The following is a 22766-nucleotide window of genomic DNA, read 5'->3' on the forward strand; positions in this document are numbered from 1 at the left end:
TTGCCTTCCGTCATTGGGGTTCTAATAGTTTTTTCATTGGTAAAATCATCATCATTTTCTGAGAGTTGGGAGCAAAAAAATCTACAGGGTAATTTATATCAGCAACTAAAAAAGGGAAGTTATGTTCAAACTTTTTATCGTATTTATAGTAAATGGTTTGGGCTTTTACTTCATCTTTCAAGATAAAAATAGGAGAATCAAAATAACCTGAGTTTTCTATATTAAATGTTTTTCCGTCTTTGCCAATAATATTTTCAATAATGAAAACTCTATTTTTTAAAGAATCTTTTTCCGTTTGAAAATTATATGCTGCTGAGGGATATAATACCTTATTATCATAATCTTTTTGAAGATCTTTTAGATCACCATAAAAATTGTGACTAAAGTTGACTCCAATGAGATCTTGTTTTAATTTTACCGTTGTATTTTTATAAAGTACAAAATCGTTAGCTAAAAATATATCTTCAAATTTTTGGGCGTATGTTTTGATACATGAAATAGTTGAAAATACAATAACAAAGCAAAGTTTCAAAAAGTTAATTTTGATTTGTATAAATGTCTTCATGGTTTTGAAATATTTTTAAATTTAAATAATAAATATTACTTTACAATACTATAAAAATATTATTAAGATTTTACTAATCATTATACCATAATACTTAATTATACTTTTTAAATAATTGTATTACATTATTATAATCTAATTCCCTACTATATCACTATCATAATGGCTAACAAAATTCAAAAAAGTAGTAAATATTTTAGACTTTATTTTAAGGAATTAAAAGAATTGGATAAGATGTAGAATAAAGAAGCAGCCTATCGGCTGCTTCTTTATTCTATTAATTTTTGAAATTAATTCTTATTTCCAAATTCAAATGATGTACTGAAATCATTTTTTAGAATGATAAAAGCATCAAAATTTTTACCGTTTTTGCTTTTCATATTCTTGATTAATGATGTTTTATTTTGAGTTAATAATAAGGTAAGATCTTTTATGCTAAGTTGTATTCCGCATATGGTTCTAAAGAGGATCCAGTTGCATTGCTCATCTGGGCATTTGACAATTTTATCCTTGATAATAACATTATGTTGTTGGCATTTGGGGCATTTGAGTTGGGGAATATTTTCTTGAGGAATATGGAGTGATAAAAGTTCGCTGGTGATTTCTGCTGTGTAGTGTTGGATGTCGTTGATGAATTGAGTTTTATTGAGTTCACCTTTTTCAATTCTATCCAGTGCTATTTCCCATTCTGCGGTCATTTGGACATTGGCTATTTTTTTGTCTTTGACAAAGTTGTAAACTTGTAAACCTTTATCGGTGGGAATTAGTGTTTTGCTTTTCCTAATGATATAGTTTCTGCTGAGCAGGGTTTCAATAATGGAAGCTCTGGTAGCCGGGGTTCCGATGCCGATATTGGATAGTGCTTTCTGTTCTTCTTTGTTTTCAATAGATCGGCCTGCATTTTCCATCGCCGATAAAAGGTCGGCCTCTATATAAAGCTTGGGAGGTTGCGTTACTTTTTCTAATAATTCTGTTTTTGATATTTTGAGCTCATCTCCGGTTTTGAATTCCGGAAGTTCAGTAAGGACTTCATTTTTATTATCGGAATTTTCATTGTCAGTGAGAATTCCTTGATGGCTCGCCAGCCTTGATTGAGTATTTTTGAGCCCTTGATCTGGAATTCATAATGATGGACTTTTATCTGGATTTGGGTGACTTGCTTTGTACAGGTGTGGGATAGGGATTCCAATAAACGGTAAGCAATCATCTCGTAAATGGCTTTTTCCGTAGTGCAAAGTGCAGAAGGTGTTTTAGTGGTTATGAGTAATCCGTGATGGTCGGTAACTTTTAGATCATTAACGATCCGCTTGTTGAAGTTTCCAAATTTTAAAATAGATATGGCTGGTTTGAAATGATCGGTTGCATTGAGGATTCTGACCAGCTCAGGAACTTCAGGCCATACATCTTCAGGAATATACTTGCTTCCGGTTCTGGGATAAGTGATGAACTGTTTCTCATAGAGGCTTTGGGCTGTTTGTAAAACCTCATCAGCAGAAAGCCCCAGTTTCCTGTTGGCTTCTTTCTGTAATTCTGTTAGGTCGAAAAGTAAGGAGATTGCTCCTGTACTTTTTTAACAGATACATCTTCTACAATAGCTCTTCCCTCTCGCTCTATAATCTTTTGGATTTGTTCTGCCTGCTTTTTTCTTCCCATTGCAATAGTGAAACACTGGTGAAATCTGTATATTCTTTTCTGTGACTGAGCTGGATTTGAAAGTATTTTTGCTTGGTGAAGTTTTGATGCTGAAGAAACCGTTGACAGATTAAAGCAAGGGTTGGGGTCTGCACTCTGCCTAAGGAATAAACATCTTGGTTCCCTGCGATGGTTAATGCCTGGGTAGCATTGATGCCTACCAGCCAGTCCGCTTCACTTCTGGCTTTAGCAGCTTCATATAAACCGTCAAAGGTATCGCCTGGCTGAAGATTCGTAAAACCTTCCTGTATTGCCTTTTCGGTAAGGGAACTGATCCAGAGTCTTTCAAAAGGTTTGTTGCATTGTAGGTAGTGATAGATATAACGGAAGATCAGCTCTCCTTCCCTTCCTGCATCTGTGGCGACAATGATACTGCTGCATTGATTGATGACTTGTTTTATGGTGTTGAGCTGTTTTAAAGCGGAAGGATCAGGCTCATAGCCTTTTGTTTTCTTTAGTTTTTGGGGAGTCAGAATAAAGGGTTTGGGAAAGATAGGCAAAGAGGCTTTGTTAAAGCCTCTTATACCATAATCCTCCGGCATTCCTAACGATATCAAATGCCCCAATGCCCACGTAACACAATAGCCGTTACCGGATAGATAACCATCTTTCTTTTCATGGGCTCCTAATAACTGGGCTATTTCCCTTGCAACGCTGGGTTTTTCTGCGATGATTGCTTTCATATGATGGATTTAGATGTTTATTATAGTTTGGGTCCTCTTGGTTTTCTGACCTTTTTTTGCTGGTCCTCCTGCTGCTTATTAATAGGCTGCTGCTGTTTGGATTCTAAAGGCTCTTTCACATTTTTAGTAGCTTCATTGGTTTTACCATGGGTGTTAACAGCAGTTTGGGTCTTATGATCTTCTGTAGGCTTTGCCTCTTCTTTGAGCTTATTAGGATGATTGAAGGAGAAATCGGTTTTAAAAGTTTCTTTGTTGAAGGTAATATAACCTTGATAGGCTTTACCTTTAGCATCGGTAAGACCGTCAACGTACACGGTTTGCCCAGCTTTGAATTTTTCATACTGTGAATCATCCAGTTCTTTTCCCCTGAATACTTTGGGTGCTTCTTGATCCGTAGATTGAGTTTGCTGTTGATTGTGTTGTTGTCTTTGTTGCGGTGTCTGATTATTATTGAACAGAAATTCCACATACCGCTTGTCTGCATTGAACTGTACGGTAGCATCGAAAAGTTCACCTTTTTGGAAGTCATCCCTTCAAGATACAATGGTCTTCCTTCCAGTAAAGTTTGTTTTTGGTGTTCATCGCCTAATTCCTTTGATTTCATCAGGAATTTTCATGTACTCTGCTCTATAGGCTACCAATTCATTGGTTAAACGATCACGGCTTATAACCGATGGAATAATTTCATCTGTCTTAGGATTGATCAGATCTACTACCCTGCCCATATTCCCGGTTTCCTTAAGATTCTTCTTGTCTTCATCCGTGAACTCATGGCCTAAGAATTTACTGTTAAGATTAGGTTCTTTTCGGATACCATGTAGATGAACGGCAACCTGTCCCGTATCACCTGTCTGAAGGGATAATCGAACATCCATTTTGCTTACTGCCGTTCCCAAATTAATAGTAATCGGAATTAATGTATTGGTTTTAAAACCTCTGAGTAATGCATCCATCGCATTCATTTTTTCAAGCTTTTCCTGATTAAGTCCGAATTTTTCCATCGTTTTCCAGTCGATCTGTTCCGGCTGAAAACGGTAGTCCTGATTGTCTGTGTTGTTGTCCATTGTATTTTGATTTTTTGGATTGTTGTTGTGTTGAGGTAAAACTTCGTAGCCTTTCAGTTTTTCTTTTTCTTCAGGTGATGCCTGATCAACATATTTTTGAAGATCCTTGGCGGTATTGATGGCATCGTATTCTGAAACTTTAAAAAAGTTGAAATGCGTGGGATTTTGAGCTGCCGGTAAAAGTTGGAAAAGAAGTTGGAGAAAATATCTCCATGTTTATCAACGCTGATCAGCTGCTCATTATCCTTTTTTCTTGTGGAGGAACTTTTTGAAGATTCCCTTCTTTATCTACACCTTTGACCAGCTCAACCTGATTGGTATGAATGTTCAGGACAAGGAGTGTGTCTGCTGATGGTTTGAGTTCATTGGATTCCTGAGCGTTTATCAATTCATTTTCCATTGTATTTCATTTAATGGAACCAAGGTATAAGCTCAATTATGATGCTCTAAAAGATTGGAATGGTGATGAATAATTTGGCTGCTGATGTCTTATTACCATCAAGAGTTTAAACATTCTCTGATCAGTTGATGGACATCCGAAATCTTATAGTACAGCTTTCCGCTGATGGTATAATAAGGCAGCTTTTTATCAGTCCGGTACCGCTGTAATGATCGGGAACTTATCTTTAAAAGCTGTAAAACATCCTGGTTATCAAGAAGCTGCTCTCCGTCTACTTCTATAAATCTGGACTGGTTCTTGAGCATTTGTTCTTTCAGTAGGTCAAATCTTTCCATGATTCTCTCCATCCAGGCTATAAATTCTGTTCTTTCGATATTCATAACTGTGATTTTTATGATTATTGGTGATGTAAAATTGAACAAGAGAAATCATATAAAATCACTACTTTTCGTAGTTACGAAAAAGAATATTGAATGATGGAATCTTAACCAAAAGCATCGTAACTTACAAAGCATTTATAGTAAGGACTACCGATTATGAGTGAAATGTCTGATTTTAGAGAAAATTATATTAAGCAACTGGAAAAAGAAGCAGAAAAGGCATTGAAAGACAATGAAAAAATAATTCTTGACTTTATCCGTTTTGCAGCGAGTAAAAATATAGAATTAACTACTCAAGATTTTAGGTACACCCAAATATCAGGCATTGTTGTTGAATCACATGATATTCTTCTGAAGTTAAATGAAGATCTACTTCCTGATAAAGACGGTCTTTTAGATTATAAGCTGCTCAATTCTAAATTTAAAAAGCAAATATTCTCTGACGGCTATTTTTTTGCAGATAATTATATAACAATGGCTAACCCTTTATTTCGACGTAGCTACTCCTCGCTAAATGGTTTCCAGCCCCGATTCATTAATAAATTCTGGGATATAGACCCTACCGTTTATGATGAAATAAAAATAAGCCTGGATCAACACAATTTAAAAATTGATGTAAATAATGCGGCTATCTTAGAGCTAGATACCTGGTATGGTTCTGTTTTTAATCAAAATGTAGAAAGCATTTCTGATCAATTGGTAAAACTAAGGCCTTCTCCTGATTTTAACGATTCTGAAATTAATTTTTTCTTTGCAGATACTTATTCCTTAGATATCAAATGGGCTTTATCAAAAAATATTAAAACGTTTCAGGCAGAAGAATTTAAAAGTGAACATATCAAAATAAAAATTGATAATATTATTTATTTTCCAGTCCGATATGTACATGCAGAATTTGATATGAACACCCTTAGTTTTAGACATTTTGATGGAGCGTTTCATTTCTATACTGAAGAAGAATATCTCCGAAGACGAGATTCTGACCTTAATTATAATAGGAAAGATCATTCACAAATTAAGTCAAAGTCAAAAAAATTGTTTAAAATAAATGGTACAATACCCATCGAAACTTGGGTAGACCTGACAGGTCATTTTTTTTCTAGAAATCCCTTGATCTATGAATATTTTAATGGAGAATATCCTCCTAATATAAAAGAAATCTTAGACTTAAAACGAAAAAATCAAACCTCTTAAAATCCTTGAAAAACTATGAAATGTTGGATATGTCAAAATAATGAAGCAAATTCCGAGGAACATAAATTTAAGGCCTCAGATATCAGGCGTCAATTCGGTAAGTCATTTGATGCCATCTATTACGATGGTGAAAATTTGCATCCATTCAATTCACCAAAAGATAAACTGATCAAATTCCCAAAAGTTATCTGCATTGACTGTAACAATAACCAGACAAGAAATGCAGATATTGCTTATACCGAATTCTTTGAAAATATTGATTTTATCAATAATATGATAGAAACCTCAAACCAAATTAACTATCAAGAAATCTTTGGTAATGATTGGAGAGTATCTAAAATGAACCTATATCGATATTTTGCGAAGCATGCAGGATGCAAAATTATGACAAGTGATTTATTAGGTTATGTAGATATTTCTCAACTGAGGCTCTTCATCTTAGGGCAGGAACATATAAGTAATTTTTATATTAAAATATACTTTAATAAGACCACTAAAGATTATACTGATTATCTTAAGCTTGATCAAAAGAATAAGTATAGAAGCAATATTGCGTTCGGATCAACTATCTATGTTGGACAAGGCAATGATACCGGTTTTGCAGGTAGTATTATAAATGGCTCCCTTCGTATAGAATGGTTTTATGGTAATCAAAATAATTTTAATAAAATTATTGATTTCAATACACATTCTGACGCTGTGGAAATTTTAGATACAGAAGATTTTTATCCCAAAGCCTTTAAAGATTTCCAAAATGAAGATTTCTTTTCTTATTTAAATTTTGGAAAATATCATTTAAATGAAGAAACTCTTAAAAATGATTATCAATCCGTCTTCAGAAGCTTACAGATTGGGTAATATTAAACGAAATGTCAGATTAATTCGTTCTTTCATTCGTATGGTTGATTTCGCAATGCGATGTTCCCAGTGTTCCTGAAGATCGCCTTTCATGATAAGTAATGAGCTATGAGGAAGTGGCAGACTGTATTTACTCTGATGGTGATCTTTTTCCTGAAATCAAAGTTTCTGGTTTGTCCAAGACTTATGGATGCAATGACAGGTCGTTTTCCATATCGGCTTTCTTTATCCCGATGCCAGGCAACGGAATCATTATGATCACGGTATAGGTTTAACAGAACGCCATTGAACTGGCAGCCAAATTCCTTTTCGATTCTTTGTTTTAAAGAGAACAATTCAGGAGTCCATGGATTTGTTGGCTTTTTTCTTCTTCTGAATCGTTATACTTTGAATCACCATACCAGGCCGTTAATCTTGGAGTAAGTACCATCTTATCGTACATTTTCTGGGTACGCTGTTCCCAGGGAGCGGTTTCCAATAATTTGTTTTTAAGCAAGTCAGCTTCTTCCCTGCTCAGGAAGTTTTCCTTGTATTCCAAAAGATCTTTTGGAAACTCATAGAATTCTTCGGCATCAAATAAACTCAGCTGGGTCATTATAACTTTGTGGTAAAATATTTATCTTAGCAATATCCCGTTACTTCGGGATTTTTTCATCATTTGTGTTTTTACTTCCCTTCGGGGAAGTTTCTTGATTACGCCATTTATTCAAAATTGATTCAATTCTTATCTCCCATTTTTTCTTTGATCTGTCTGATATCAGTTTTAATTTCTGTGATAAAATTTTGAATATGGTGTTCTGCAAATTCATCAGGTTCATATTCTTTGGTGTTAATACTACAGGCAAATTCCCAGATCTCTTTAATTTCAGGCAATGGAATTTTATAAGGCTCATAAAATTGATTGTCAGCCTTCACCCATATACCATCTGCTTCATGAAACTGAAACCTTTTGTAACTGATACCATCATTGGTGGTAATGAAAACATACGTTCTGTCCGTTTTCAAATCCGAAAGATTTTCTACATATTTTCCCACAATATAGGTTCCATTCTTATAGGGAGGCATTGAATCCCCGTCAGCCGGAAATGCCCTAAACTTGCCACCTTTTAAAAAAGGCAATGATATAGTCTCCAGACTTTCTATGTATTCCGGATCTCCATAGCCATTCAAATAGCCCATAGAAGCTTTTTGGGGAATAATCTCAATCTGATTGTTTCCATCCTGATCAACCTTTATAGGCAGAACAATCCTGTTCTCAGGAAGCTCCATGAGTTCATCGATAGAAAATTTTCTGACATCTACAGTTAATAGTAGGTCAATGCTGATGTTATAGAATTTTGAAATTCTAAGCAATATTTCAATAGGAGGTTCCGTTCTGCCATATTCATAGGCGACATATCTGGATCGGGTAAGAAATAATAGATCTGCCAGTTCTTGCTGAGTCATATTTTTCTTTCCTCTCAAAAACACGATGTTATCAGAGAATTTTGACATTGTTACAATTTTAGACAACAAAAATACAAAATTTGTTTCAAAACGTAACTAATTTTACCACATGGAAAGAGCAATTGTACATATGGATTTAGATACGTTCTTTGTTTCCTGTGAAAGGCTGAAAAACTCTGAACTCGAGAATAAGCCTGTGATCATCGGAGGTGGAGATCGTGGTGTTGTGGCGTCATGCTCTTACGAAACCCGTTTTTTCGGAGTAAGGAGTGCCATGCCGATCAAAATGGCTTTGCGCTTGTGTCCCGAAGCAAAAGTCATTAAGGGAGATATGGAAATGTATTCCAATATGTCCCATATGGTAACGGAGATTATTCAGGAAAAAGTACCTGTTCTTGAAAAGGCAAGTATCGATGAATTTTATCTGGATCTTTCTGGAATGGATCAGTTTTTCGGATGCTATAAATGGACCCATGAAATAGCGGAAAGCGTGCAGAAAAATACAGGACTGCCGATAAGTTTTGCGTTGTCAACCAATAAAACCGTATCCAAAATCGGAACCGGGGAATCAAAGCCAACCGGAAGACTGGAAGTAAAGCAGCCTGACATACAGCCGTTTTTAAACCCACTTTCGGTAAAGAAGATCCCTATGGTGGGCGATGTTACTTTTCAGCTGCTGTCAAGGCTGGGCATAAGAACAATACAAACGCTTTCAGAAATGCCTGTTGATGTTCTTCAGCAGCTGATCGGCAAAAATGGAAATGAGCTTTGGAAAAAAGCGCACGGAATTGATGAAACTCCCGTAGTTCCCTATTCGGAACGAAAATCCATTTCTACTGAAGATACTTTTGCCCAGGACAGTATAGATATCCAGGGAATCAAAAGTATCCTTTCAGGAATGGTTGAAAAGCTATGTTATCAACTTCGGACAGAGAAATGGCTGGTATCGGTAGTGGTGGTAAAAATCCGGTATTCCAATTTTGATACGGAAACCAAACAATGCAGGATTCCCTATACCTCAGCCGACCACACTCTGCTCAGGTATGTTTTGGAACTCTTTAAAAAAGTATATACCAGGCGTATGAGGATAAGGTTGGTCGGCGTAAAGTTTACCGGACTGGTTCACGGATGCCATCAAATGGATCTCTTTGAAGACACGGAAGAACTCATCTCACTGTATCAGACAATGGATAAAATCAAGAACAGGTTTGGAACTTCAAGTGTAGGAAGAGCCTCAGGTTTAATAAAATAATTAAAAGATGTTTCTGAATTGTCATTCTTATCACAGTCTTCGGTATGGGACTATTTCTATTCAAGATCTGGTACAGCAGGCTGTACATTTTAATATTAAAACCTTAGCTCTTACAGATATCAATACCATTACCGGGATCTATGATTTTTATAAACTTTGCCAGGAGTATAATATCAAACCGATTGTCGGAGTGGAAATACGGGTTCTGGGCGAACTATATTATATATGTTTGGCCAAAAATCAAAAAAGTATCGGAGAGATTAACAGGCTTTTAACCGCTTATAACTGTGAAGGCATTGAAATTCCCAAAGCCAATCCTGATTTTAAAGATACTTTTATTATTTATCCACTGGACAATATTCCTGAAAAGCTATCAGATCATGAATTTATAGGCATCAGAAAGGAACAGTTAAATCTTCTCATTAAGCCGGAACTGAAACTGCTCATCCATAAAATGGTTATCCTCCATCCTGTTACCTTTACCACTCCTGAAGAGTATGAGCTTCATAAAATAGTGAGGGCCATTGATCACAATACACTGATCAGTAAGCTTACAGAAGTCGATTATTGTAAAGACAATGAAATGTTTGCAAATAAGAAAAAACTTCTGGCTGAATTTCAACATGAGCCACAGCTTATTGAGAATACAAAATATATTGTTAATAATTGCCACTTTGATTTTGATTTTACAACCCCTAAAAACAAAAAGCATTTTACTGACAGCAAGGAGAATGATTTTGAGCTTTTAAAAAGTTAGCCTATCAGGGACTTTCTAAAAGATACTCCGAAGATAATCTACAGGCAAAAGCAAGAGTGGACAAAGAATTAATGGTTATAAAGCAACTTAATTTCTGTGCCTACTTTCTGATCACCTGGGATATTATACAATACAGTAACCGAATGGGGTTTATGCATGTAGGAAGAGGCAGCGGTGCCAATTCCATGGTCAGCTATTGCATCGGTATTACTGATATATGTCCTCTCGAACTGGATCTGTATTTTGAGAGGTTTTTAAATCTTAACCGTAAAACACCTCCAGACTTTGACATAGACTGGAGTTGGCAGACCAGAGATATCATCTTAGAATATATATTTAAGAAATATGGCAAGGATCATGTTGCCTTCTGTGGAACCAATGTTGAATTTAAATACCGTTCTATTTTCCGGGAAGTAGGAAAGGTATTCGGGCTTCCGAAAGAGGAATTAGATACACTCGCAACAAAACCGATCCACGAACATGATAACAATTCTGTATCCAGGCAGGTTCATTACTACGGAAAATTGTTGGAAAAATTTCCGAACCAGAGAAGTATGCATTCCTGCGGGGTTCTGATCTCAGAAGAGCCAATCACCAATTATTCTGCACTCGAAATGCCTCCCAAAGGTTTTCCGATTGTACAGTTCGATATGTACACTGCTGAAGAGATTGGCCTTGAAAAATTTGATATTCTCTCACAGAGAGGTTTAGGTACCATAAATGATACGGTAAAGCTAGTGAAGGAAAAAGAGGAATTGATATCGATATCCGGGATACTTCTCTCTCAAAAGATGAAGCCCAATGTAATGAATTCTTAAGTTCCGGAAAAACTATCGGCTGTTTTTATATTGAGTCACCCGCTATGCGGGGGTTACTTCGAAGACTGAAGTGCGACAATTACAAAGTACTGGTTGCCGCCTCTTCCATTATCCGCCCCGGAGTTGCACAAAGCGGAATGATGCGGGAATATATCTTCAGGCACAATAATCCCTCAAAATTTGAGTACTTCCATGAGGTTTTTGAAAAAGAACTGGGAGAAACCTACGGTATTATGGTATATCAGGAGGATGTTATTAAAATTGCACTTCACTTCGGAGGATTATCTGCACCTGATGGTGATGTCCTGAGAAGAGCAATGAGTGGTAAAGGCAGATCTTTATCTGCATTACAGAAAGTAAAAGATAACTTCTTTAAATCCTGTAAAAGATTAGGACACCCCGAAAAGTTATCTATGGAAGTATACCGGCAGATCGAATCTTTTGCAGGATACTCATTCTGTAAAGCACATTCTGCTTCCTATGCTGTGGAAAGCTATCAGAGTTTATACCTTAAGGTCTATTATCCTATTGAATTTATGGTCTCTGCAATTAATAACGGCGGCGGGTTCTACAGAACCGAAGTCTATATTCATGAAGCCAGAATGTCGGGAGCTTCTATTCATAATCCTTGTATCAATCTGAGTGAATATAAGACAACGGTCTATGGTTCGGATGTTTATTTGGGTTTCATGCATATTGAAAGACTGGAGACAAGGTTAGCACAGCTGATTCCTGAAGAAAGAACCCAGAATGGAGAATACACCTCTCTTGAAAATTTTGTTAAAAGGATTCCTATCGGCATCGAAACACTACAAATTTTAATCTTTATCGGAGCATTCCGCTTTACCGGAAAACAGAAGCATGAACTGCTCATTGAATCAAGATTTCTTCTGGGACATAATAAGTTTCCTTTCAGGCATTTAACTTTACTGGAAGAACCTCAAAAGGATTATCAACTTCCCACCATAAAAAGAAATCCATTTGAAGATGCTTTTGATGAAATAGAAATATTAGGATTTCCTGTTTCATTCAGCCCTTTTGATTTATTACAAACCCGGTACAGAGGTTCTGTTTTGGTAAAAGATTTATTGAAGTTTCATAAATGTCAGGTGAAAATGCTGGCGTATCTTATTTCAAGAAAGCATGTACCCACAAAAAAAGGAACCATGTACTTCGGAACCTGGATTGATGCAGAAGGAGAATATTTTGATACGGCTCATTTTCCCAGCTGTCTTGAAGAATATCCTTTTCAGGGTGGTGGCTGCTATCTCTTATTAGGAACAGTGGAGGTCGATTTTCACTTCCCTACTGTTACTATTCATAAAATGGCAAAAATGCCTTTTATTCCGGATCCAAGATATTCTATGGATAAAGAAAAATCATTAGAAGCCCAGCGTAATTTGCATGAGGATGTTAGTATGACTTTTAGGAAACCATATCCCCAGGAACATGAAATTGGATTGCCAAGACAAAAGATGTAGCATTCGAAATTACTTTTGGCGATAACATACTTTAGCGTACCAAATAGTAATTTTACATAAAACTTACTTATTACTTACCATTATTTTTTGTTGGCTTCAGCAAATTCTTCATCGGAAACCGCTTCCAGCCAAATATTCTGATTGGTTTGCGGATTTCCATTCGTTGCTAAATGCGAAAACCAATTGTCAGCAGTTGCGCCGTGCCAATGCTCAACATTCGGAGCAATTTCTACAATATCTCCGGGTTTTAAACGACGCACAGGTTTTCCTCTTTCCTGATATAAACCTTCGCCGCCCACTACAATCAAAAGTTGTCCGCCTGTGTGACTGTGCCAGTTATTGCGACAACCCGGTTCAAATGTGACATTAGAAAGGGGAACATTTACATCTTTATTGCTTGTAAGCGGTGCTAAATAGGACTTGCCAATAAAATACTGCGCATAAGCCGTGTTTTCTTCACCTGCCGGAAAATCACTTATTTTAGGAATATCTGTACTCATTTTGTTTGAATTTATTTGGTTTGAATTTACTCTATTTTGTGCGATTACAGTTGGACTGAATGCCAAAAGAATAATAATTAAATATTTCATTGTTTTACACTTAATTTATGATTCAATTGTTTTGATGATTTTTGCAGGAATTCCCCACTACAACATTGTCCGGAACATCTTTGGAAACAACTGCTCCGGCAGCAATCACTGCATTTTCACCAATCGTAACTCCGGGAAGAATCGTTGCGTTGGCTCCAATCCAGGCATTTTTCCTGATTAAAATAGATTTTCCCATTAATCCTTTTCTGTGTTGAGGTTGTAAAGGATGATTTTCCGTTATGAGGCTTACTTTCGGACCGATTAAAACATCGTCTTCAATGGTAATTCCGCCCAGAGTCAGAAAAGTACAGTCGAAGTTGATGAATACATTCTTACCGATGTTAAGATTCTTTCCATAATTGATATAAATGGGTGTAAACACCGCTACATTCTTCAACTTTCCACCGACTATTTCACTTAATCTTTTCAAAATCTCATCCGGCTCTGTGGAATTATTTAACTGAATCAACTGTTTCTTAACCTCATAGGAAGCCTCCAGCAATTTATACGTTTCCGGGTCATCGGGCATTATTGTTTCACCATTTCTCAATCGGGCGAAAATATCTTGGTTAAAGCTCATTCTTATATATTTAGAGAAATTAAAAGGCTAAATCCGCTATTTTAAAAAACGGATTCAGCTATTGCAATGTTCAATTATTTCAAATGAGTTCTGAAGAAATTTTCCAGTTTTTCAAAGGGAATCACATCTACTTTATCGTATAAATCAACGTGAACCGCATCCGGAATAATCATCAATTCTTTCGGTTCCGCAGCCATTTTGTAAATGTCTTCTGAGAAGTACCTTGAATGTGCATTTTCACCGGCAATTAAAAGCATAGGTCTGGGTGATATTTCTTTAATATAACTTAAAATGGGCATATTCATAAATGAAAGTGCGCTTGTTAGCCTCCATCCTTTTGTTGAATTGACTGAACGCTCGTGACCCCCTTGGAGTTTTGTAATAATTGAAATAATCTTTATAAATTGAGGCTCGCTACCAGTTAATTTTTCCGGGAGATGAGAAGATGTATATGCCTGTTCTCCTGTTTCCGCATCTTTCCATCTTTGTTGGTTCAGATCTTCGAGCGTTTTTGTTCGTTGCTCAAGTGTAACTACATCATTATATCCTTTAGAAATTACTCTTGTCATATCATACATACTGGTGGTGGCAACGGCTTTTATCCGCTTATCTATCGCCGTAGCATTCAGAGCCATCCCTCCAAATCCGCAAATTCCGATAATACCGATCTTATTTCGGTCTACATTGTGTTGAAGTCCTAAGAAATCAACTGCCGCACTGAAATCTTCGGTATTGATGTCGGGGGAAGCAATATCTCTCGGCTCACCTCCACTTTCGCCGGTATAAGAAGGATCAAAAGCGATAACGGCAAAACCTCTTTCCGCCATCTGATTGGCATATAAACCTGAAGACTGTTCTTTTACCGCACCAAACGGTCCGCTGATTGCCAAAGCTGCTAATTTTTCTTTTCCAGTATTCTTGGGAAGGTATAAATCTCCGGAAAGCGTTATTCCGTAACGGTTTTTGAAGGTAACAGCTTTTCGGTTAACTTTATCGCTTAGTTTAAATGTGTAATGTTCGGTTTGTTCGGTTGCATTCATTGTTTTTGGATTTGATTTTTTATTCTGCGCAAATGTCTGTCCGATGAAAAGAAAGGACAAAGCCATCACTGTTGTTGCTATCTTCATATCTGAATTTTGTATTAAAAATTACTGATACAAAATTAGAAATAACGAGGAGCTAACAGTTAATGATAATCAAACCAAAAATTAAGAAATTCAAACTTCCGTTAAACGAAATGCTTTTGGATTTGTGCCTGTTTGTTTTTTAAAGAAATTATTAAAATACGTCGGATAATCGAATCCTAGTGCAAAAGCTATTTCTGAGATATTCCAGTCGGTGTGTAGCAGCAATGCTTTTGCTTCTGTGAGAATACGTTCCGTAATATGAGCCGTTGTGGATTTTCCGGTAACTTCTTTTACAGCACGGTTGAGATAATTAACGTGAACATTCAAATTCTTCGCAAAATCTTGAGCTGATTTCAGTTGCAAAGATTGGTTGGTGGTTTCAATAGGAAATTGTCTTTCCAGAAGTTCAAGAAAACGGATGATAATCTTGATGCCGCATTATTGTTCTGGTCAAAATTTTCTGCAGGCTCCAGCTTCAGAGATTCGTGAATGATAAGACTTATATAGTTACGTATCAATTCATCCTTATAAACATAATCACTTTCTTGTTCCGCAATCATCTTTTGGAAAATAGTGTTAAGAAACTGTCTTTGTTCTTCGGTAATTTTCAGAACGGGAGTTCCGCCGATTTTAAAGAAAGAAGATTGCTGCAAACTTTCGGAGCGTTCAGAATTCTTGAAAAATTCTTCTGAGAAAAGAATAGTATACCCTTTATAAGTCGTTGAAATCGTTTCCCATGAATAAGGAATATGCGGATTTCCGAAAAAAAGCACCGTTCCTTCCTGCTCGAAACTTTTATCAGAATAATGAATTTTACTTTTCCCTGTCGTAAGACAGATCTTATAAAATTCTTTCTGCTATACACGCGGGTTTCACTTCCGTCCTGCTCAATCTGGAATGCACGGAAACCTTTTAGTTTTAGCTCAGTATTAAACTCCGAAACAACTCTTTTTACCTTTTCTTTCATTTTTCAAAATTAAGAAAATCAAACCAATCACCTCTAAAATAATTAGAAGTAAAACGTCAATAGAATTCTCTGCCGAAACAAAAAATCCCGACGTTTTAAAATTTAAAATCTTCAAGCCTATAAAATCAAATAAAGGTTTGACAAAGGAATTTTACAAAGCTGTAAAGCCCTATAGATTATACAATAATTGATGACGATAAAGGAATGAAATATATTTCCTTAACTGGCAATAAATGAATATACTTTTAAATTAATATTTGGTTAAGCGCACTTTTATAACACCCTAAAATGAATTCAGTATAATACAACTGCGAATCTAATGCATAAGTCTTATCATGAAGTTCTATACGTTTCGAAAGAACAATCTCGCCTTTATAGCTAAATGAGCAAAATGAATACACTTTAAAGCCTGAATTTCTTACAGATGACGCATACCCAGTAGAAGCAATTCCCCAATCTGTCCCAAATGATTCAGCGACCTTTACAGCCATTGTATCAGCCATTTTTTGGGTCTCAAAGCCGTTTTCCTCAACTTCAATACTGTTGATATCTAAAAAGTTAACTTTTTCAGGTACTGTAAAAGTCGTTATTCCTCCTTTGTAAAACAGTTTCGCATTAGGCATCTGGGAAAAAGCCAGCTGTATTAATCCCGAGGTTACACTTTCTGCTATAGAAACCGTTTCATTCATTGTAATGAGTGAAGTACTGATATAATCAAGTAAACTTTGCTGAAATTTCATGGCATCTGATATTTAATGTTAATATAAAAAGCTTTTTACACTACTGAAATCAATGTTCAGATAACGTCATAATCATTCATTGTTGTTACAAAATAATGCTCAATCATTTCCTTGGCATTGTTGCACATTGATAAAAGATCTTCTCTGGTCATATCCTCAAAAATAAAATCATCATGAACCTCAATAATGAACTCAGTCACTTTTTCAGTGTTCATAAGATCATAAGCCATTAAATCATTTAAATTATCTAATCTGCATTCTTCCTTAAAAAAGGGAGGTTTTCGGGAAATGGAATTCTTAAATTGAAAAAGATGTATTGTTTTCATGACTGTTAGTGTTAAGGTGATAATAAGAAAGTCTGTTTTATATATAAACATGGTGGTTACTCATGAATGTTCAAACAGATTTTTTTTTGGATTCAGTTGATGAAATGTATTATATATCAATAGGATTAAAAAGGACAGAAACCAGAGGTTCCTATCCTTAATTAATTAAAACCTTCTGAAAACAGATTTACCTATTTTATAGAGATTTTAATAAGCTCATTATTAAAGTTGAGAATCCGTAAGTCTATTAATTTTATCATGGTGTATATTCGTTTTCCCCAGTCTTTTTTACTACAATGTTTTCTAATACCAGAGACAAGCATTATGTACGATGTATACTTTCAACTGCTCGCTATATTTTCCAGTCTAAAATTTGCATTATTTATAGTGATATAAACTTTAATGGATCTGATAAATTCCTGATTATTATACTACAAAGATGGCCGTTTCAGTATAGACTACACTATATATATATGGAATAATCTTACATATATCCCACCTTTTATAAGTCTTCCAGATTGCCAAGGCGTCTTTGCTTCAACTGCTTATAAAATGAAGGAGAAAGCCCTGTGATCTTTTAAACTGGTTAGAAAGATGGGCCACACTGCTGTAGTTGAGTTTATAAGAAATTTCTGTAAGATTCAGTTCGTCATACAACAGCAGTTCTTTTACCTTTTCTACTTTATTAATAATGATAAAATGCTGGAGTGTCATTCCTTTTACTTCAGAAAAGGTATTCGCAAGATAAGTATAGTCATATCCTAATTTTTCGCTGATATAATCTGAGAAATTTTCTTTTGGAAGTTCATCTGAATAATGAATCATTCCGATCACGACATTCTTTATTTTCTCTATCAGGATACTTTTTTTATCATCTAATACCTCAAGCCCTGTTTTAAGTAAATTTTCTTTCAGAATTTGTCTTTGTTCTGAGCTAATATCATCCAACAATTCTACTGTTCCCAAATCGACTACAGCATTTTTAATGCCCAGTTTTTCCAATTCCTGATGGACAACCATTTTGCAGCGCAAACTTACCATATATTTTATATACAACTTCATATCCCTTACGATTTACCCGTCAATTATTTCATTAACAGCCATTTATCCAAAGTTAGTCTATTAAATTGGAAATATCTATGATTTATACAACAAATTAAAAGACAATTGCAAAGCTTTCCTTTTTTAATGATTGAAATTTACAGGTAACAAAAAAATATTTTCACAATGTCAAAAGAAAAAGACGGAAAAAAGAAATCAGATAAGACTCCACCCGCAAAATCCGCAAAAGAGAAACGGGAGGATAAAATGAGTAAACGAAGAGAAAGGGAACAAGAAGCCCGAAATAACGTAAACTGATTGGTATCTGTAAAACGAGACGGAATTATACTTAGAAAAACAACTTTAGACTTTGAGAGTGAGGGTGTTTTAAACCCTGCTGTCATTCAGGATAGCGGAAAAATACACTTATTCTACAGGGCTCTTGCCAGGAATAATTTCTCCAGTATCGGATACTGCATATTATCAGATTATAAGACCATAGAAATAAGATTGAGCAGTCCGGTGATCATTCCTGAGTTTGAATATGAAAAACATGGGGTTGAAGATCCAAGAATCGTAAAAATCGATCATTTATTTTATATTACCTATACAAGTTATGATGGGGTTAACGCATTGGGAACACTTGCCGTATCAGAGGATCTTACTTCATGGCAAAAACAGGGAATAATTGTTCCCAAAATTCCATATAATAAGTTTAGATTTTTATCGGAGTCCCAAGGTGAAATAGGAGAAAAATACAAACGTTTCAACAAACTCCCGTCTGCTCATAAAAAAGATAAAGAGATCTTTCTTTGGGACAAAAATGTCATATTTTTCCCAAGAAGAATTAACGGTAAGCTTTATTTTCTTCATCGCATAAGACCTGATATCCAAATTGCAGGTATAGAAAGCATTGAAGATCTGAATCCAGATTTCTGGAAAGATTACTTCCTTCATTTTAAAGAACATATTGTATTATCTCCTAAATATGAGCATGAAGTAAGCTATATTGGCGGAGGATGTCCCCCTATAGAAACCAAGCATGGATGGCTTTTGATATACCATGGGGTACATGATACCATTGAAGGGTATGTTTACAGTGCATGTGCTGCTTTACTGGATCTTGATAATCCCCAAAAGGAAACTTCAAGGCTTCCTTATCCTCTTTTCAAACCTGAAGAAGAATGGGAACAGAAAGGAGAAGTAAACAATGTCTGCTTCCCTACCGGAGCCATCGTAGAAGGAGATACACTCCATGTTTACTATGGAGCAGCAGATCAAAGAATTGCTGTTGCTTCTTTAAGTATTTCAGAATTACTGAAAGAATTACTACGGTACACACCATAACTGACTATTCAATACAGGATGTCAGACTTTAAAACAGATATCATCATGAATAAAAATATAAAATCAGACGTGGAGGAAAAGACAAAAAGACGATCTGTACAAAGTAATAAAAACACATTTTATCATAAACCTGAAATTATCTTTATAAGTACTTTTCCTCCTAAGGTGTGCGGTATTGCAACCTATTGTCAGGATTTGATACAATCCCTTAAGTTAAAATTCAGAGAATCATTTAGCATCATTACCTGCCCGATGGAAACTGAGGATGAGCATTATCAATATGAAGTAGATCCAGCATATCGCTTAAATACATCCGATGCCATATCTTACTTGGAGCTGGCTGATAAAATCAACAAAAATGACAGGATTCAACTGGTTATGCTCCAGCATGAATTTGGATTTTTCAACGAAACCCAAGACGGATTACTCTTTTCCTTCAAAATTTACAGAAAGACCTCATCATTACTTTTCACACTGTTCTGCCGAAACCCGATTCGGAATTAAAAGAAAAGGTAAAAGAAATCAGCAGTTTCGTAAAATCTATTATTGTCATGACCGGTATTTCTGCGGATATCCTTACCAATGATTATGATATTTCATATGATAAAATTAAAGTGATACCCCACGGTACCCATTTGCTGCCATTTATCGATAAAATTTCACTGAAAACAAAATACGGACTTAAAGATAAAAAAGGTACTTTCAACATTTGGTTTACTGGGTGCTGGGAAAATATTGAAACCACTTTAGAAGCTCTGCCTGAAATCGTTTCCCAAAATCCGGATGTAATGTTCCTGATTATCGGAAAGACCCATCCCGGAATCATTAAATATGAAGGAGAGAAGTACCGTGATTTTTTACAGGATACTATTAAGAGGCTTCATCTGGAAAAACATACGTACTTTATCAACCAATATCTGCCTTTGAATGAGTTGTTAGATTATCTTCAGCTTACCAATATCTATCTTTTCACTTCAAAAGACAGAAATCAGGCAGTAAGCGGTACTTTTTCCTATGCCATCAGCTGTGGATGCCCTATTGTTTCTACCCCTATTCCTCATGCTGTGGAAGTCTTAAATGAGGATCTGGGAATTATTATTGATTTTGAAGCTCCGGAACAGCTTGCTGCTGCCGTGAATACATTATTGAAAAATGAAACCGCACAGAAAATTACGATCAAATAGTCTGGAAAAAAATGGCTCCCACAGCCTGGGAGAATTCTTCTATTTCACACGCCTTATTATTTCAACAATACAACAAAGACAAAATGACATTACACTATACATTCCCGATTATCAATCTTAGCCATATCAAAAATATGACAACGGATTTTGGAATGATCCAATTTTCTAAAATCAACAAACCTGATATCAATTCCGGGTATACTTTGGACGATAATGCCCGTGCTTTGATTGTAGTCTGCAGACATTATGAAGTAAGCAGAGATGAATCTGATCTTGACTTAATCTCAACCTACCTGAATGTAATAAAGTTTTGTCAACAAACAGATGGTAGTTTTCTAAACTATGTAAATAAAGACAAGGAATTTGCGCAACAAAACTACGAAACCAACCTTGAAGACTCCAATGGCAGGGCAATCTGGGCATTGGGATACCTTCTTTCTACAAAAGCAATCTTACCACGACTGTTTTCTGATGAAGCAGAGTCCATCATTGAAAAATGTCTTCCGTCTATTGATAAAATTCATTCTACCCGTGCAATGGCTTTTATTATAAAGGGATTGCATTATCAAAACTCTGAAAACAATATTCCATTATTGAAAAAGCTGGCTAACAGACTGGTAAAAATGTATCAGCATGAGAAACATAAAGACTGGCATTGGTTTGAAAGCTATCTTACTTACGGAAACAGCGTACTCCCTGAAGCTTTATTGTGTGCGTGGATTACAACCCAGGACGAAATGTATAAACAGGTTGCCAATGAATCATTCAAGTTTTTGCTTTCTAAAACATTTAGTAAGGGAGGCATTAAAGTAATATCTAACAAAGGATGGCTGCAGAAAGAAACGATTAATAGTCCTGAACCAATTGGTGGTGAACAGCCTATTGACGTTGCTTATACCATACTAACCTTATCTACATTCTACAAGGTTTTTAATGATGAAAAATATTTGCAGATGATGAGGAATGCTTTTAGTTGGTTTTTAGGAAAGAATCATTTGCATCAGATTATTTATAACCCTGCAACAGGTGGATGTTATGATGGGCTTGAAGAGAAAAATGTTAATCTTAATCAGGGAGCAGAATCCACGGTAAGCTACCTCATGGCAAGGCTTTGTTTTAAAAAGTAATAGCATAATTAATGTTGTAATCCATTGTAATGAAAATAAGTATAGCATTCATGACAATAGCCTGCAAAGTATTAGTTTACTGGTAATTCCAACCAACAGTCAAACTTCTGATCAAACACTGATGTTGGTCATTTATCCACAGAAATGACATATTAAAAAGTTATTCATAAAAAACTCCCTAAGAATAGTTAAAATAACTGTATTAATTCTACTGCATATACGACAAAAATAAATAGAATCGTATGACTTGCAGCATATAAATGTAATTGATTAACACCTACATTTACTGTTCATAATAGTTGTACATTCTCATTAGTACAATTGACTCTCCCCTAAAAAGGAGGGTTTTTGTTATATAATCTACTATAGGGCATTAGGGAGGCTAATAAGACTTTCATATAGGAAATCATAATTACTAACTGAGGTGCACAATTAGCAATAATTATGAAAAACCACAGGTAGCCAAAAGAAATCAGCCAATTTATTTATTATTATCCAAGAATCCAGTTGTAATAAAAAAGTTATCGAGTAGAAAGTAACCATTAGTTTGAAAATTCCAGAAAGATATCCAAAACTGCCGAACTCTTATTAAAAAGCTTAGTACAAGACTTAAAAATCTTATAATGAAATAGATGATTTAACAATTACAAAGGGGCTCTGCCGTACAGGAAACAACAAAATATAACATTATAGCTTTCAAAGACCATCAAAGCAAAATAAAACAAGTATCGGTATCCCAAAGAAATATGAGTTTTAATATAAAGCTATAATGGAAAGAATAATAAAAGTATAACAATGTTTATGTTTATTGAATAGTATAATTATATACTGTATCTTCACTAAGATATAAATAAAGTCTTATTTTAAATATTCCGAAAAATGTTTTTTTCAGGATATAAACACGCTCTATTGTATGTAGTTTTTGTAATTGATAATCAGCAAGAAAACATTCTATCTCATCCATCTTTTTTCCAATTAACTGATCTTCTGATATAATATTCTGACTTTTATCTTGGAAGTAATATTTTTTACTAGTCATATCGATACATAATTTTTATTGCAAAATCTTTTTATTATTTTCTGAGTACTTTTTTCTAACTTGATTTCCGACGGTGGTTAATTAAAAGAACGGTTTGTTTGGTAAGGA

The 22766-nt window shown here is 35.3% G+C and carries 18 protein-coding genes and 7 pseudogenes; 9 read left to right on the forward strand and 16 right to left on the reverse strand.

Translation table 11 applies throughout. From position 1 onward, the window contains the following. Positions 1–10: 10 nt before the first annotated feature. The 6 genes and pseudogenes from OWR28_RS05915 to OWR28_RS05940 form a co-directional block, all read right to left on the reverse strand. Positions 11–565, reverse strand: coding sequence for a hypothetical protein (locus OWR28_RS05915; protein ID WP_332385873.1), 555 nt, complete (start codon positions 563–565; stop codon positions 11–13). Between the two features lie 290 nt (positions 566–855). Continuing rightward, positions 856–2940: pseudogene (locus OWR28_RS26855) on the reverse strand (type IA DNA topoisomerase). A 20-nt stretch (positions 2941–2960) separates the two neighbouring features. Next, positions 2961–3407: a DUF3945 domain-containing protein gene (locus OWR28_RS26860; protein ID WP_494168432.1), complete on the reverse strand. Its 447-nt coding sequence runs from the start codon at positions 3405–3407 to the stop codon at positions 2961–2963. Positions 3408–3518: 111 nt separating this feature from the next. Continuing rightward, positions 3519–4004, reverse strand: a complete 486-nt coding sequence (locus OWR28_RS26865; protein WP_494168433.1) for a DUF4099 domain-containing protein — start codon at positions 4002–4004, stop codon at positions 3519–3521. A 229-nt stretch (positions 4005–4233) separates the two neighbouring features. Continuing rightward, positions 4234–4404, reverse strand: a complete 171-nt coding sequence (locus tag OWR28_RS26870) for a hypothetical protein (protein ID WP_494168434.1) — start codon at positions 4402–4404, stop codon at positions 4234–4236. 98 nt (positions 4405–4502) lie between these two features. Then, complete coding sequence (locus OWR28_RS05940; RefSeq protein ID WP_332385875.1) at positions 4503–4784, reverse strand: helix-turn-helix domain-containing protein; 282 nt, start codon at positions 4782–4784, stop codon at positions 4503–4505. A 156-nt stretch (positions 4785–4940) separates the two neighbouring features. On the opposite strand from OWR28_RS05940, the gene OWR28_RS05945 reads away from it, so the two are divergent. Together OWR28_RS05945 and OWR28_RS05950 are read left to right on the forward strand one after the other, a co-directional pair. Continuing rightward, a complete protein-coding gene (locus OWR28_RS05945; RefSeq protein ID WP_002980967.1) occupies positions 4941–5978 on the forward strand; it encodes a hypothetical protein in 1038 nt (345 codons plus the stop codon). A gap of 15 nt (positions 5979–5993) precedes the next feature. Further along, positions 5994–6836, forward strand: coding sequence for a hypothetical protein (locus tag OWR28_RS05950; protein WP_332385876.1), 843 nt, complete (start codon positions 5994–5996; stop codon positions 6834–6836). On the opposite strand, the pseudogene OWR28_RS05960 reads toward OWR28_RS05950, so the two are convergent. The 3 genes and pseudogenes from OWR28_RS05960 to OWR28_RS05970 all read right to left on the reverse strand — a co-directional run bounded on the left by OWR28_RS05960 (position 6822) and on the right by OWR28_RS05970 (position 8330). Next, positions 6822–7171: pseudogene (locus OWR28_RS05960) on the reverse strand (alpha-ketoglutarate-dependent dioxygenase AlkB family protein). The gene OWR28_RS05950 and the pseudogene OWR28_RS05960 overlap by 15 nt on opposite strands. Next, positions 7159–7431, reverse strand: a complete 273-nt coding sequence (locus tag OWR28_RS05965; protein ID WP_332385879.1) for a hypothetical protein — start codon at positions 7429–7431, stop codon at positions 7159–7161. Before OWR28_RS05965 ends, OWR28_RS05960 begins: the two are co-directional and overlap by 13 nt. A gap of 122 nt (positions 7432–7553) precedes the next feature. Next, positions 7554–8330, reverse strand: coding sequence for a LexA family transcriptional regulator (locus tag OWR28_RS05970; RefSeq protein WP_332385880.1), 777 nt, complete (start codon positions 8328–8330; stop codon positions 7554–7556). 61 nt (positions 8331–8391) lie between these two features. Here OWR28_RS05970 and dinB point away from each other — a divergent pair, with 61 nt between their 5' ends. Both dinB and OWR28_RS05980 read left to right on the forward strand, forming a co-directional pair. Next, a complete protein-coding gene (gene dinB, locus OWR28_RS05975) occupies positions 8392–9534 on the forward strand; it encodes a DNA polymerase IV (protein ID WP_332385881.1) in 1143 nt (380 codons plus the stop codon). Positions 9535–9541: 7 nt separating this feature from the next. Then, a pseudogene (locus OWR28_RS05980) lies at positions 9542–12590 on the forward strand (DNA polymerase III subunit alpha). A gap of 80 nt (positions 12591–12670) precedes the next feature. Here the strand turns inward: OWR28_RS05980 and OWR28_RS05985 are convergent. From OWR28_RS05985 to OWR28_RS06015, 7 genes and pseudogenes are all read right to left on the reverse strand, one after another. Beyond that, complete coding sequence (locus tag OWR28_RS05985; protein WP_142716680.1) at positions 12671–13180, reverse strand: cupin domain-containing protein; 510 nt, start codon at positions 13178–13180, stop codon at positions 12671–12673. A gap of 15 nt (positions 13181–13195) precedes the next feature. Then, positions 13196–13760, reverse strand: a pseudogene (locus tag OWR28_RS05990) (sugar O-acetyltransferase). 74 nt (positions 13761–13834) lie between these two features. Beyond that, positions 13835–14887 (reverse strand): annotated as a pseudogene (locus OWR28_RS05995) (alpha/beta hydrolase). Positions 14888–14977: 90 nt separating this feature from the next. Continuing rightward, positions 14978–15854: pseudogene (locus tag OWR28_RS06000) on the reverse strand (helix-turn-helix domain-containing protein). Between the two features lie 245 nt (positions 15855–16099). Next, entirely contained in the window at positions 16100–16594 is a 495-nt protein-coding gene (locus OWR28_RS06005; protein WP_332385884.1) for a CinA family protein, read from the reverse strand. 56 nt (positions 16595–16650) lie between these two features. Then, on the reverse strand, positions 16651–16920 hold the full coding sequence (locus OWR28_RS06010) for a hypothetical protein (RefSeq protein ID WP_052186224.1): 270 nt from the start codon (positions 16918–16920) through the stop codon (positions 16651–16653). 502 nt (positions 16921–17422) lie between these two features. Continuing rightward, positions 17423–17961, reverse strand: a pseudogene (locus OWR28_RS06015) (helix-turn-helix domain-containing protein). Positions 17962–18147: 186 nt separating this feature from the next. Here OWR28_RS06015 and OWR28_RS06020 point away from each other — a divergent pair. From OWR28_RS06020 to OWR28_RS06040, 5 genes are read left to right on the forward strand one after another with little or no spacing between them, the layout of a single operon-like run. Beyond that, complete coding sequence (locus OWR28_RS06020; RefSeq protein ID WP_002980980.1) at positions 18148–18279, forward strand: hypothetical protein; 132 nt, start codon at positions 18148–18150, stop codon at positions 18277–18279. Then, on the forward strand, positions 18280–19308 hold the full coding sequence (locus OWR28_RS06025) for a glycoside hydrolase family 130 protein (protein WP_332385886.1): 1029 nt from the start codon (positions 18280–18282) through the stop codon (positions 19306–19308). Positions 19309–19353: 45 nt separating this feature from the next. After that, positions 19354–19812, forward strand: a complete 459-nt coding sequence (locus OWR28_RS06030; protein ID WP_332385887.1) for a hypothetical protein — start codon at positions 19354–19356, stop codon at positions 19810–19812. Between the two features lie 47 nt (positions 19813–19859). Continuing rightward, positions 19860–20492 carry a glycosyltransferase gene (locus OWR28_RS06035; protein ID WP_332385888.1) on the forward strand — a complete coding sequence of 211 codons (633 nt, stop codon included), beginning with the start codon at positions 19860–19862 and terminating at the stop codon, positions 20490–20492. Positions 20493–20503: 11 nt separating this feature from the next. Next, positions 20504–21619: a hypothetical protein gene (locus OWR28_RS06040; RefSeq protein WP_332385889.1), complete on the forward strand. Its 1116-nt coding sequence runs from the start codon at positions 20504–20506 to the stop codon at positions 21617–21619. The last annotated feature ends 1147 nt before the right edge of the window (positions 21620–22766 follow it).

Source organism: Chryseobacterium sp. 1B4 (genome assembly GCF_036631475.1).
Taxonomy (GTDB): domain Bacteria; phylum Bacteroidota; class Bacteroidia; order Flavobacteriales; family Weeksellaceae; genus Chryseobacterium.